Origin of the sequence: Candidatus Protofrankia californiensis (assembly GCF_900634765.1) — a bacterium.
GTDB lineage: Bacteria > Actinomycetota > Actinomycetes > Frankiales > Frankiaceae > Protofrankia > Protofrankia californiensis.
Genome location: NZ_CAAAFT010000376.1, coordinates 1 through 12,478, shown reverse-complemented (window position 1 = coordinate 12,478; position 12,478 = coordinate 1). Strand labels below are relative to the sequence as shown.

Genomic DNA, 12,478 nt, shown 5'->3' with positions numbered 1-12,478 from the left:
GCTGGGCGCGCATGTGTTCGACGCGGCCAGCGGTGGGGCGATCCTGTGGCAGCACCTGTTCTGGTTCTTCGGCCATCCCGAGGTCTACATCATCGCCCTGCCGTTCTTCGGCATCATCAGCGAGGTCCTGCCGGTCTTCTCCCGTAAACCGCTGTTCGGGTACAAGGGGCTGGTTTTCGCGACGATCGGCATCGGCGCGCTGTCGGTGGCGGTGTGGGCGCACCACATGTTCGCCACCGGGGCCGTGCTGCTGCCCTTCTTCGCCTTCCTGTCCTTCCTGATCGCGGTGCCGACCGGCATGAAGTACTTTAACTGGATCGGCACCATGTGGCGGGGACAGGTCACGTTCGAGACGCCGATGCTGTTCGCACTGGGCTTCCTCGTGACGTTCCTCTTCGGTGGTCTGACCGGCGTGCTCCTGGCCAGCCCGCCGATCGACTTCCATGTCAGCGACAGTTACTTCGTGGTCGCGCACTTCCACTACGTTGTTTTCGGCTCGGTCGTCTTCGCCGCGTACGCCGGGATCTACTTCTGGTTCCCGAAGGTCACCGGACGCCTGCTTGACGAAAAACTCGGCAAAATTCACTTCTGGACGCTGTTCTTCGGCTTCCACCTGACCTTCCTGATCCAGCACTGGCTCGGTGTGAAGGGCATGCCGCGGCGGGTCGCCGACTACTCGGCCACCGACGGTTTCACCACCTACAACACGATCTCCACGGCCGGTGCCCTCCTGCTGGCCACGTCGACGCTGCCGTTCATGTACAACGCCTGGCGTTCGTACAAGAAGGGCGAGCTCGCGGTCGTGGACGACCCGTGGGGTTATGGAAACTCCCTGGAATGGGCGACCTCCTGCCCGCCGCCCCGCCACAACTTCCGCTCGCTGCCGCGTATCCGGTCGGAACGGCCAGCCTTCGACCTGCATTATCCGCAGGCGGCGGGCAGAGTCGACTACCACGCCACACCCGAAATCAGATAGCCGGCCGAAGGCCGGAAGGAGCCCGGCCGAAGGCGACGCAATCATCTTTGTGCGCCGCCGGAGGCCACGGGAGACACAGCGGCCGAAGGCGACGCAGTGATCCTTATGGATCCTTATGCGTCGCCGGGGGCCCGGAGAGAGTCCAGGGAGGAGCAGTAGCCATGAAGATCGAGGGCGTAGTCTTCCTCGTGTTCACGATTTTCTGCGCGGTGGTCGACGTGGTCTACTGGTTCACGTCGCAGGATCCGACCGGTACCGTCGCGCTGGCGCTGTGCGGCGGTCTCGGCCTTCTGGTCGGCGGGTATCTGCTGTTCACCGCCCGCCGGATCGGGGCGCGACCGCAGGACCTTCCCGACGCCGAGGTCGCCGACGGAGCCGGGGAACTCGGGCACTTCACGCCGGGCAGCTATTACCCGTTCTTCATCGCCATCAGTGCAAGCCTGATCGTCTTCGGCATCATCTTCGGGGTCTGGCTCGTTCTCATAGGCGGGCTCATGACGTTGTTCTTCGTCGTGTGCCTGCTGTTCGAGAACCTGTGGCACCCGCCTATCCCCGAGGACTGATCTGCCGCACGCGGCTGGTACCTACCCCGCGCATTCCCCCGCCCATCCGGATAAGCAACCGCTTGGCCCGGACGGGAACTCCCGGGCCGGGCCCGGGAAGAAGGCAAGCCGTCCTGCCCTCTCCTCTGGCTGTTCTGGCCGCCCGTACACGGACTGACAACCGGATACTGGCAACCGGGTACTACTGGTCCGGTTAAACCAGTACCGGTCCGGACGTCAGACCCCGGTGGGCACGGCGGCAGCCTGACTCACCTTGACCCACCGCCGCAGCGCGGCTTCGGCCGCGCCGGAATCCAGCGACCATGCGGCTCGGGCGAGCTGGCGCTGTATCTGTTCGCTCACCGGAGCGGCGGTCGGCCCGGTTGAGGCGACCAGAGCGGCCGCGGCGGCGAGCAGGACGGCGTCGCGCACCAGCCCGGGACGTCCGGCCAGCAACGCGCGGGTCACCTCGGCGTTGTGGACGGCGTCACCGCCGTGCAGCTGTGCCGGGTCGCCGGGGTGGATGCCGACCGTTCGCGGGTCGAAGGTCTCCTGCCGGACCGCGCCGTCGGCGACGATCCACACCGTCGACGTGGTCGTCGGCGTGAGCTCGTCAAGGCCGTCGTCGCCCCGGAACACCAGCCCCCGGGTTCCGCGCGCGGCGAGCACACCCGCGACGACCGGGGTCAGACGCGGGTCGGCGACCCCGAGGGCCTGGGAGGCGGGGCGCCCCGGGTTGGTCAGCGGCCCGAGGATGTTGAAGAAGGTGGGCACGCCGAGCTCGCTGCGTGTCCTGGCCGCATGCCGCATGGCCGGATGGAAGATCGGCGCGAAGCAGAAGGCCGCCCCGGCCTGGGTCAGGCAGGTGCTGACAGCGGCCGGTGGCAGGTCGATGACGACGCCGAGTTCCTCCAGCAGGTCGGCTGTTCCGCACAGCGACGATGCGGCCCGGTTCCCATGTTTGATCACGGGGACACCGGATCCGGCGACGACGAGGGCCGCCATGGTCGACACGTTCACCGAATGCGACTGGTCCCCTCCAGTGCCACAGGTGTCCACCGCGCGCTCACGAACGTCGTCGGAGACCTCCAGCGGCGCGCCGTAGTCGAGCATCGTCCGGACCAGGCCGCCGACTTCCTCGGGGGTCTCGCCCTTGGCCCGCAGAGCCACCGCGAAGCCGGCGATCTGGGCCGGCGATGCCTCGCCGGACATGACCTGCTTCATCGCCCACACGGTGTCCTCGGCGCCGAGTGAGTCCCCTCGCAGGAGCACCGTGAGAAGCTCGGCCCAGCTCGTGCGGCCGAGGGGCTCGGGCACGGCCCGCTGGTCACTGTCCGCACCTGTCCGTGTGGCCGTCATCCCTGTCATCCCCGTTGTCGTCATCTCACCCGGTTGTTCCCGCGGTCCTCGGATCCGCCCCGTGCGGGTTCCGGTATACCGGGCGGGTTGTGGTCAGGGGCTGGTGCTCCCGGCCTGGAGGTCCAGGTCCCGGGTCACTACCGGGAGGACTCATTACTGGGAGGATTGTGCCCGAGGCACGAGCGCGCGACGTCGGCGCAGCAGCGCGACAACGACCTCGGCGAGTTCGGCGGGGTCGACCGGATGGGTGACCACCGCGTCCGCCAGCGACCAGCTCGCAAGCCAGCGGTCATCCCGGCGTGCTATGAGGAGGACCGTGGGCGGGCAGTCGGGGATCTCGTTCTTGATCTGCCGGGACAGGCCCATGCCACCGCTGGGGGCGGCCTCGGCGTCCAGGATGCAGATGTCGGCTTCCCCGTGGTCGACCGCATCGACCACGGACGGACCGTCCGCCACGTCCAGGAACTCCAGGAGGCCGAGCTCGCGGTCGGGAAGCGGGCCGACGGCGAGCTTCACCCGCGCCCGGACGTCGGGCTTGTCCGCATACACCAGAACGGTACTCATGCGACCGCAAGCCTTTCACTCGAAGTGGCCGTTGGAAGGATGGCGCCCGAGGGGAGCATCAGCGAACCACGCACCGCTACCGGACCGGTGAGTGCCCATGGTGAACCCGCCCGCAGGGTATCCGATCGTGCCGACAGCTTGCGCTGGCAGGTGCGGTCCGCGGCCGGTCCGTCCGGTCTCCCGGTACTGTGCCGTCGAGATATCGGGGTGATGCCGATGTGTCATCGGGTGGTCCACCGGGTCGGGCCCGGAGAGTTTGCGAGATCGGCATCTCCTGGTAGATAATGAGACTCGTTCTCAAGGATGCGAGTCGTAACGGACTGGTCGCATGTAGTTGACCAGGGCGGGTGAAAGTACTAACCACATCGGACGTGACATGGACGGTCAGCAGGATCTCCGCCTCACCCCCCAGCGCCGCGCGGTGCTGGAGGTGCTCCGAGCCGCCCACAACCATCCAACAGCGGCAGAAGTGTATGATCGCGTCCGGCAAGTTGCGCCGGGTATCGGCGCCGCCACCGTCTACCGGTCTCTGGGACTGCTCGTCCAGGCCGGGCACGCCCTCGAGCTGAGCCTCGGCAACGGTACCGCCGCCCGGTATGACGGGAACACCAGGCGTCACGACCATCTGGTCTGTGACCGCTGTGGACAAGCTGTGGACATCGACCTGCCAAGCCCGGTGGAGATGGTGGACGAGCTCGCGCGCAGCACCGGCTTTGCGATCACAGGTTACGACCTGCAGTTCCGTGGCCTGTGTCCGTCCTGTCGAACGGGCAGCTGAATACCGGCGGCCGCTGTGCAGCCGGTGCTCCCTCCCGACACTTTCCACATCGCCTCCGAACCGCCCACCCAAGCAGTCGTCTCATCGGAGGCGACCACACCTGAAGGACGTCGCCCCTGACCAGGGGTGACCACACCCGAAGAATGGAGCACCACATGCCGCAGCTTGACGGCACGAAGACGCACGAGAACCTCAAGGAGGCGTTCGCCGGTGAGAGCCAGGCGAATCGCCGCTACCTGTACTTCGCCCGCCGAGCCGACATCGAGGGTCTGACCGACGCCAGCGCCCTCTTCCGCGACACCGCGGAGGGTGAGACCGGCCACGCTTTCGGTCACCTGGACTACCTCGCCGAGGTCGGCGACCCGGCAACCGGGGAGCCGGTGGGTAGCACCGCCAAGAACCTCGCCAGCGCCGTGGCGGGGGAGACCTACGAGTTCACCGCGATGTACCCGGGCTTCGCCAAGACCGCGCGTGAGGAGGGCTTCGAGGAGATCGCCGACTGGTTCTCCACCCTCGCGCGGGCCGAGAAGACCCACGCCGGGCGCTTCCAGCGGGCGCTGGACACGGTTGTCGCAGACGAGAAGGCCGAGCAGCAGGCCTGACCGGTTCGGTAACGACCGGGCGGGGCCGTCTGTAGGTGACGCAGTACTGGGCCGGGGTGGACGCATGTGTCGCGTCCACCCCAACCGTGACACGTCGTCGGTCCGTACCCGGCGGACGGCTTCATGACCGCTTCATGATCTAATAGGTGCTGGCATGACGTTCGGCGCACCGCCGTATGCCTCCGAGGATCGCCAGGGAGTCCCACGATGGCGCTCAATGTCGCTGACATCATCACTGACCCCGAGGTTTACTCCGCCCAACGGCCGGGTGCGCGCACCCGCATCCTTCCCGTCCGGGCGGAGCGCCGGATCCGGGTCGGCGACATGCTCCTGTTCGAATTCGAGAACGAGCAGACCCTGCACTACCAGGTGCAAGAGATGGTTTACACCGAGCGATTGCGCAACTCCTCGGAGATCGCTCACGAGATCGACATCTATGCCCGCCTGCTGCCCTCCAGCCACACGCTGACCGCCACCGTGTTCATCGAGCTCGACGTTCTGGAGACCGTGCGCTTGGAGCTGGAGCGACTGGCCGGAGTGCAGCGCAGCATCCGCCTGGAGGTCGACGGCATACCGGTGCCGGCCGAGGAGATCCCCGGTCCTGACGAGGATCCGGACGTGTTGAGCCCGACCGTGTCCGTACACATGGTGCGGTTCACTCTCAGCGACGCTGCCAGGGATGCCTTCCGGGACCCGGCCGTACCGGTCGAGCTGGTGGTTGACCATCCCGCGTACAACGAGGCGACACCGATCACCGGTGCGACCAGGACGTCCCTGATCGCGGACCTCGCGCTACGCGGTTAGCCACGCGGCTGGGGCGGGGTCGCCGGCGGCGGGGAATCGGCTCATCGATCCTGGCCCGCGCCCCGAGCCCGGTTACGGACGGTCGCGGGCTGCTGCGGGGAGGGTGCGTCGTTCGCCGCGAGCCGGGCAAGCCAGGCGTTGTAGGCCGCTTCCCGGGCGACCAGTTCGGCCTCCGGGCCGGGCTGGCGCTGGCGCTCCTGCTCTGTTTCCCGGTCCGCTTCCTGCTTCGTGCCGGTGGCGTCGGGCACGCCCCCGCGCACCTGGTCGGTGGCGGAGCCCAGCAACCGGTCCAGCCGGCGGTCCTCGCGGGCGGCCTCCCGGCCGTCCGCCCGCGACCACTGGACGAACAACGCGACGAACACCATGGCGCCGACCAGCTCACCGGCGGCCCACATCAGTCCGGCGCCGGTCTGCTGGTCGCCGAGCAGGCTGGACCCCCAGGTCCGGCCGAGCGCGGAGTACCAGTCCGCGGCGAAGACCTTGTTGGTCGTGAACATCGCCAGCGCCCACAACGCGTGCAGCGGGAACGTCACGAACAGCAGGATCAGCCGGCCCCAGTACGGCAGCCGTCCCGGGACGGGGTCGAGCCCGATGATCGGCCAGTAGAATAGGCAGCCGACGGCCAGGAAGTGCACGTGCAGGAACATGTGGAGCGCCGCGTGCCGCATCGACGCCTCGTAAAGACCGGTGAAGTACAGCCCGTACAGGCTCACGATGAACACGGCGAAGCCGACCAGCGGAAAGGTGAGTACCCGCGCCACCCGACTGTGCAGCACCTTCACCAGGAGCCGGCGGGAGCGCAGCGGCAGGGCACGTAGCGCGAGCGTCACCGGGGCGCCCAGCGCGAGCGGGATGGGCGCGACCGTGCCGAGCAGCATGTGCTGGACGGCGTGGGCGCTGAACAGGGCGGTGTCGTACGCGGCGATCCCGCCGACGAGCGCGTAGGCGACCACCAGCAGACCTGCCAACCAGGAGGCCGTCCGCCACCGGTTCCAGGCGTCTCCGCGATCTGTGAGTCTGCTCACGCCGAACAGGTACAGCCCCGCCATGAGGGCGACCAGCAGCAGCGGGCCGGGTTCCGGCGAGACGTGCAGAAGCATCCGCCCGACGGTCGGTGGCGGCGGGAGTTGTCCCTGCCCGGACGATGCGAGCACGCTTCCCGCGCTTTGCGCGGCAAGGGCGCCGGGACTGGTCACAGGCCCTGTCACCTCACTCGGATCGGGGTTCGGCCGAACCCTCGACAGCTCGTAGTCCTACCGAATGTCGAACCTACGGTGGCGCCGGACGGATCGCGTGCCAGAATGACCGACGTGGCCTCCGCCCCCGTCCTTGAGAAGGCTCCGCCGCCGCACCCCACGGCCAACCGTCCCTCGATGGTTTCCGTGGGAACGATCGTGTGGCTGTCATCGGAGCTGATGTTCTTCGCGGCCCTGTTCGCGATGTACTACACGATCCGATCGGTCGACAGTGACAACTGGCCGCCGCTCACCGGCGTTCCCGCGGGGTCCGAAATCGGCCCGGTCCACCTGCACGTCGGTTTCGCGCTCGTCTTCACGACGATCCTGGTGCTGTCCAGCCTGACCTGCCAGCTCGGCGTGTTCGCCGCCGAACGCGGTGACGTCTACGGCCTGCGTCGCTGGTACGTCCTCACGCTGGTCATGGGTCTGGTGTTCGTCGGCGGCCAGGCATGGGAGTACTTCCGCGAGAACGAGTTCTCGATCTCGTCCCACTCCTATGGTTCCGTCTACTACCTCACGACCGGCTTCCACGGCCTGCACGTGATCGGTGGGCTTGTCGCCTTCGTGATCGTACTTGCCCGGTCGACCTACGGCAGGTTCACGCCCGAGAAGGCAACGTCCGCGATCGTGACGTCGTACTACTGGCACTTCGTCGACGTCGTCTGGATCGGCCTGTACGCGACCATCTACCTCCTCCAGTGAGCGACATGACTGCATCTACGGGCGCTGCCCGCGCATCCGTACGCCGGCGTCGGCGTTCCTCCGCCGTGGTCCTGCTGGTGGCGCTCGCGGCCACCGGCCTGTTGTGGGCGGGGTTCGCTCCGCGCGGGACGGCTCAGGACACCGCAGACGCCAACGAGGCCGTCCGGCAGGGTCGAGTCCTCTACCTCCAGGGCTGCTCGAGCTGCCACGGCCTGCAGGCCCAGGGAGGCAACCAGGCTCCGAGCCTGATCGGAGTCGGCTCGGCCGCGGTGGACTTCCAGGTCAGCACCGGACGGATGCCGCTGGCGGCGCCGGGAGCGCAGGCCGAGCGCAAGGACCCGATCTACAGCCAGACGCAGATCGACCAGCTGGCCGCCTACATCGACAGCCTGGGTGGCGGCCCGAAGAAGCCGGTCATCACGCAGACCGAGTGGGACGACGCCGACCTCGCCCACGGCGGGGAGCTGTACCGGGCGAACTGCGCCCAGTGCCACCAGGCGGTGGGCGCGGGCGCGCCGTTGACGTATGGCAAGTACGCGCCCGACCTGGGTAAGGCCACCCCGACCCAGATCATCGAGGCGATGCGGACCGGCCCGGAGTCGATGCCCCTGTTCGGTCCGGGGCAGCTCGATGAGGCCGACGCGGTCGCGGTCGCCAAGTACGTGCGTCACGTCAGCGAGGCCCCGAGCGCCGGTGGCGACGACCTCGGTAAGTACGGCCCGGTCCCCGAAGGGCTGCTGGCCTGGCTGGTCGGGATCGGCGGCCTGCTCGCGGTGTGCCTGTGGATCGGAGCGAGGCAGAAGGTATGAGCAAGCAGGACGACGACAGCGCCGGCTCGGGCTCGCCCGGCGACGCCGGCGGCAGCATCTTCGACCGGGCCAAGCAGCCGGTGAAGCCGTCGGGGGAGCCGGCGCCCGGATCGGACGTCAGCGCCGGCGGACCCGAGCTGCGTCAGGGCCACGACGACGGTCCCGAGCGCCTTGGCACACCCCCGCACCAGACCGACTCGACCCGGGCGCAGTCAACGGTCCTGCTGGTCGAGCCGCACGAGCGGGCCGTGGACGTCAGCCCCGCTCACGCCGCGGAGATCGACCGCCGCGCGCAGCGCCGGGCCGAGCGGCTGGTCGCGTTCTGGTTCGTGGTCTCGATCGTCGGGACGGTCGGGTTCGTGGTCACCAACTTCGTCGGTGACAAGCATGCCGAGTACTACACGCCGTTCATGGGCGTCGCGCTCGCTCTGGCCATGGGCGGTATCGGCTTCGGGGTCATCCTCTGGGCGAAGCAGCTCATGCCGCATGAGGAGGCCGTCCAGGAGCGTCACCCCTTCAGGTCCGCGGACGAGGAGATCGCCGCCACCGAGGAGACGGTCGCTCTCGGCTACGCCGACACCGGGCTGGCCCGCCGCCCACTGGTACGCCGCACCCTGCTCGGCGCGGGCACGGTGCTCGGTGCCCTGCTGGTGGTGCCGCTGCTGAACCTGACCAACCGCAAGCCGGGCAAGCAGCTCGACCACACCCACTGGGTGAAGGGCGCCCGGCTGGTCACCGGAGAGGGCACCCCCGTCAAGATCGGCGACATAGCCATCGGCGGCATCGAGACGGTGTTCCCCGCGGTTCCGGTCACCGAAGCCGACGGCACGGTTCGTTACGAGCCCCAGCTGACCATGCACGAGAAGGCCGACAGCGCCACCGTGCTCATCCGGCTCGGACCGGACGAGAACCGGCCGCGTCCGGGGCGGGAGAACTGGGCCTACGACGGTCACGTCGCCTATTCGAAGATCTGCACCCATGCGGGTTGCCCGGTCAGCCTCTACGAGACGCAGACCCACCACCTGCTGTGCCCCTGTCACCAGTCCGTGTTCGACGTTCTGGACGGATGCCGAGCGATCTTCGGGCCGGCCAGCCGATCCCTGCCGCAGCTGGCGCTCGGGGTCGACGAGGACGGATATTTCATCGCACGAGACGGTGACTACACCGAGCCCGTCGGTCCCGCCTTCTGGGAGCGCTCATGACCACCGTCCCACCACCGCCCCTGGTCAAGAGGCCGGGTCCCGTCCGCACGCTCAACCGGGCGATCGACGAACGGTTCGGAACGCAGGCCGGGTTGCGGCGCAACCTGAACAAGGTGTTCCCCGACCACTGGTCCTTCATGATCGGGGAAATCGCCCTCTACAGCTTCGTCATCCTGGTCCTGACCGGCATCTATCTCACGTTGTTCTTCGACCCCAGCAACACCGAGGTCATCTACGACGGCTCGTACGTGCCGCTCAAGGGCGTCGAGATGAGCCGGGCCTACGCCTCGACCCTGGACATCAGCTTCGACATCCGCGCGGGTCTGGTCTTCCGTCAGATCCACCACTGGGCCGCGCTGCTGTTCGTCGCCTCGATCGTGGTGCACCTGATGCGGGTGTTCTTCACCGGCGCCTTCCGCAAGCCCCGAGAGGTCAACTGGCTGATCGGCGTCGGCCTGTTCATCCTGGGGATCCTCGAGGGTTTCGCCGGCTACTCGCTTCCGGACGACCTGCTGTCCGGCACCGGGCTGCGGATCGCCGCGTCCATCGCCCAGTCGATCCCGGTCGTCGGAACCTGGGCGTCCTTCCTCGTCTTCAACGGCGAGTGGCCGGGCGAGGGCTTCATACCCCGGCTGTACGTCGTCCACATCCTGCTGGTGCCGGGGATCCTGCTGGCGTTGATCGGCGCCCACCTGGGCATCCTCTGGCATCAGAAGCACACCGACTTCCCCGGGCCGGGAAAGACCGAGCACAACGTCATCGGGCACCGGGTCTTCCCGATCTTCGCGGCGAAGTCCACCGGATTCTTCATGATTGTTTTTGCGATGCTCGCCCTGCTCGGCGGCCTCGCGCAGATCAACCCGATCTGGGGTTTCGGGCCCTACGACCCGGCGAACGTCAGCTCCGCCTCCCAGCCGGACTGGTACATCGGCTTCCTCGACGGCTCTACCCGGCTGTTCCCGCCGTGGGAGTTCCGTGGGTTCGGGCACACGGTTCCGGCGGTGTTCTGGCCGACTTTGATCCTGCCCGGCATCCTGTTCACCCTGCTCGCGGTGTATCCGTTCCTCGAGGCGAAGTTCACCGGTGACAAGGAGTCGCACAACCTCCTGCAGCGTCCACGCGAAGCGCCCACCCGTACCGGCCTCGGTGTCTTCGCCATCAGCTTTTATCTGGTGCTGTGGATCTCGGGTGGCAACGACGTCATCGCCAAGACGTTCGACATCTCGCTGAACGCCATGACCTGGGCGGGACGTGTCGGCGCCATCGTCATCCCGCCGATCGCCTTTGTCCTGACCAGGAAGCTGTGCATCCACCTGCAGGAACGTGACCACGAGATCGCCGAACACGGCATCGAGACCGGGATCATCCAGCAGCTTCCCAGCGGGGAGTTCGTGGAGGAGCACCGGCCGAAGCTTCCGTCGGTACCCGACCACCGTCGGGTACCGACCGACCGGGTGGCTCTCCCGTCCGCTGAGAACGGGCATGCCAGGGGCGATCTCGTGCGGCGTGCGGGCAAGGCCGTCACCGGTTTCTTCGTCGAAGAGGAAGAACGCCTGCCGGAGGCGAGCGAGTCCTCCCCGGACCGGCCTGCCGGCAAGCACTGAGTCCGAGTTACCGAGTACAAGTAGTCCAGCACAAGTAGTCGAGTACAAGTAGTATTGAGTAACTGTAGCTAAGCATCGAGTAGTCAAGTATCGAGCAACTACGTGAGTGCCGGCCAGCCCATCTGTCTGAAGTAGCCAGATGGGCGGCGGAGAACTCCGAACATCTCGCTGAGGGCCTCCTGCCTCCGACACCCGGACACAGGAGGCCCTCAGTCGTTTGTCCGCGGGAAGGTGCGGGGTTGCCGGCCCGCAGCAGGTGACGTGGCAACCGTAGGGGTGGATAGTTAGTTGTAGGAAGAAAACGATATGGAGGTCGGATGTCCATCGATCATTCCGTGTCGCCGGCCGTGTCCACTCCGGCTCGGGGCGACCCGCCGGCTCTGGACGTCCGGGGGCTGACCTACCGGTTCGGGGAGAAGACAGCGGTCGACTCCCTCGACCTCGAGCTCGCAGCCGGTGAGATCATCGGTCTGCTCGGGCCGAACGGGGCCGGCAAGACCACGGCGATCCGGGTCATCGTGACGCTGCTGCGGCCGGCGGCCGGTTCGGTCTGCGTCTTCGGCGTGGACGCGGCCCGCCAGCCGATCCGGGCCCGGCGGCTGATCGGCTACGTGCCGCAGATGCTGTCCGCCGACGCCGGGTTGACCGGCCGCGAGAACGTCGCGCTGTTCGCGGGCCTGTTCGACGTCCCCCGGCGTCGGCGACGGGCACGGGTCGACCAGGCGCTCGCGGCCATGGGCCTGACCGACGTCGCCGACCGCTTGGCGCGCACCTACTCGGGTGGGATGGTGCGCCGCCTGGAACTAGCCCAGGCCCTGGTCAACGCGCCGCGGCTGCTGATCCTCGACGAGCCGACCGTTGGGCTCGACCCGATCGCCCGCGACAGCGTCTGGGAGCACGTCCTGCGCCTGCGGGCGGAGCATGGCATGGCGGTGCTGCTGACCACTCATTACATGGAAGAAGCCGACGTCCTGTGCGACCGGGTTGCGCTGATGCATGCAGGCCGGGTACGGGTCACCGGTGTGCCCAGCGAGCTGAAGGCGGCGCTGGGACCGCGAGCAAGCCTGGAGGACGTGTTCCGGCACCATACCGGCGGTGCGCTCGCCAGCGACAAGGAAGGTGATTTCCGTGATGTCCAGCACACCCGCCGTGCCGCCAGCCGGGTTGGCTAGAGATCCGGGAGGCTCAGATCCCCGGGTCGCTGCGCGGATCGATCCACCGGTGGCTCCCGCCAGGAACGCTCCCGGCGGGGTCAGACTCGACGACCCCTTCGACGACCCCTTCGACGACCCCTTCGA

13 protein-coding genes are annotated in these 12,478 nt (G+C 67.8%); 10 read left to right on the top strand and 3 right to left on the bottom strand.

What is annotated here, in order from left to right; genetic code table 11:
- Positions 1 to 976 (top strand): cytochrome c oxidase subunit I (locus DD1DGNOD_RS19280; RefSeq protein WP_206443307.1); only part of this gene is annotated, 976 nt, incomplete at its 5' end.
- A 161-nt stretch (positions 977 to 1,137) separates the two neighbouring features.
- Positions 1,138 to 1,539, top strand: coding sequence for an aa3-type cytochrome oxidase subunit IV (ctaF, locus tag DD1DGNOD_RS19275; protein ID WP_131767867.1), 402 nt, complete (start codon positions 1,138 to 1,140; stop codon positions 1,537 to 1,539).
- 216 nt (positions 1,540 to 1,755) lie between these two features.
- On the opposite strand, the gene trpD is transcribed toward ctaF, so the two are convergent.
- The gene (gene trpD / locus DD1DGNOD_RS19270; protein ID WP_206443306.1) at positions 1,756 to 2,886 is read right to left on the bottom strand and encodes an anthranilate phosphoribosyltransferase; all 1,131 of its coding nucleotides are present in this window, start codon (positions 2,884 to 2,886) and stop codon (positions 1,756 to 1,758) included.
- Positions 2,887 to 3,030: 144 nt separating this feature from the next.
- Positions 3,031 to 3,441, bottom strand: a complete 411-nt coding sequence (locus DD1DGNOD_RS19265; RefSeq protein WP_131767865.1) for a response regulator transcription factor — start codon at positions 3,439 to 3,441, stop codon at positions 3,031 to 3,033.
- A 376-nt stretch (positions 3,442 to 3,817) separates the two neighbouring features.
- Here DD1DGNOD_RS19265 and DD1DGNOD_RS19260 point away from each other — a divergent pair, with 376 nt between their 5' ends.
- The 3 genes from DD1DGNOD_RS19260 to DD1DGNOD_RS19250 all read left to right on the top strand — a co-directional run bounded on the left by DD1DGNOD_RS19260 (position 3,818) and on the right by DD1DGNOD_RS19250 (position 5,625).
- Entirely contained in the window at positions 3,818 to 4,219 is a 402-nt protein-coding gene (locus tag DD1DGNOD_RS19260; RefSeq protein WP_131767864.1) for a Fur family transcriptional regulator, read from the top strand.
- A 155-nt stretch (positions 4,220 to 4,374) separates the two neighbouring features.
- A complete protein-coding gene (locus tag DD1DGNOD_RS19255; RefSeq protein ID WP_131767863.1) occupies positions 4,375 to 4,821 on the top strand; it encodes a rubrerythrin family protein in 447 nt (148 codons plus the stop codon).
- Between the two features lie 207 nt (positions 4,822 to 5,028).
- Positions 5,029 to 5,625 carry a DUF3501 family protein gene (locus DD1DGNOD_RS19250; protein ID WP_131767862.1) on the top strand — a complete coding sequence of 199 codons (597 nt, stop codon included), beginning with the start codon at positions 5,029 to 5,031 and terminating at the stop codon, positions 5,623 to 5,625.
- Positions 5,626 to 5,666: 41 nt separating this feature from the next.
- Here DD1DGNOD_RS19250 and DD1DGNOD_RS19245 read toward each other — a convergent pair whose 3' ends face one another.
- The gene (locus DD1DGNOD_RS19245; protein WP_131767861.1) at positions 5,667 to 6,821 is read right to left on the bottom strand and encodes a cytochrome c oxidase assembly protein; all 1,155 of its coding nucleotides are present in this window, start codon (positions 6,819 to 6,821) and stop codon (positions 5,667 to 5,669) included.
- A gap of 105 nt (positions 6,822 to 6,926) precedes the next feature.
- Here DD1DGNOD_RS19245 and ctaE point away from each other — a divergent pair, with 105 nt between their 5' ends.
- The 5 genes from ctaE to DD1DGNOD_RS19220 all read left to right on the top strand — a co-directional run bounded on the left by ctaE (position 6,927) and on the right by DD1DGNOD_RS19220 (position 12,352).
- Positions 6,927 to 7,565 (top strand): aa3-type cytochrome oxidase subunit III, encoded by a 639-nt coding sequence (ctaE, locus tag DD1DGNOD_RS19240; RefSeq protein WP_131767860.1) that lies wholly within the window; start codon positions 6,927 to 6,929, stop codon positions 7,563 to 7,565.
- A 5-nt stretch (positions 7,566 to 7,570) separates the two neighbouring features.
- The gene (qcrC, locus tag DD1DGNOD_RS19235; protein ID WP_131767859.1) at positions 7,571 to 8,374 is read left to right on the top strand and encodes a cytochrome bc1 complex diheme cytochrome c subunit; all 804 of its coding nucleotides are present in this window, start codon (positions 7,571 to 7,573) and stop codon (positions 8,372 to 8,374) included.
- Positions 8,371 to 9,576 (top strand): cytochrome bc1 complex Rieske iron-sulfur subunit, encoded by a 1,206-nt coding sequence (qcrA, locus tag DD1DGNOD_RS19230; RefSeq protein WP_131767858.1) that lies wholly within the window; start codon positions 8,371 to 8,373, stop codon positions 9,574 to 9,576. The genes qcrC and qcrA overlap by 4 nt, the downstream gene beginning before the upstream one ends.
- Complete coding sequence (gene qcrB / locus DD1DGNOD_RS19225) at positions 9,573 to 11,180, top strand: cytochrome bc1 complex cytochrome b subunit (RefSeq protein ID WP_131767857.1); 1,608 nt, start codon at positions 9,573 to 9,575, stop codon at positions 11,178 to 11,180. The genes qcrA and qcrB overlap by 4 nt, the downstream gene beginning before the upstream one ends.
- Before the next feature lie 317 nt (positions 11,181 to 11,497).
- On the top strand, positions 11,498 to 12,352 hold the full coding sequence (locus DD1DGNOD_RS19220; protein WP_206443305.1) for an ABC transporter ATP-binding protein: 855 nt from the start codon (positions 11,498 to 11,500) through the stop codon (positions 12,350 to 12,352).
- Positions 12,353 to 12,478 lie beyond the last annotated feature (126 nt).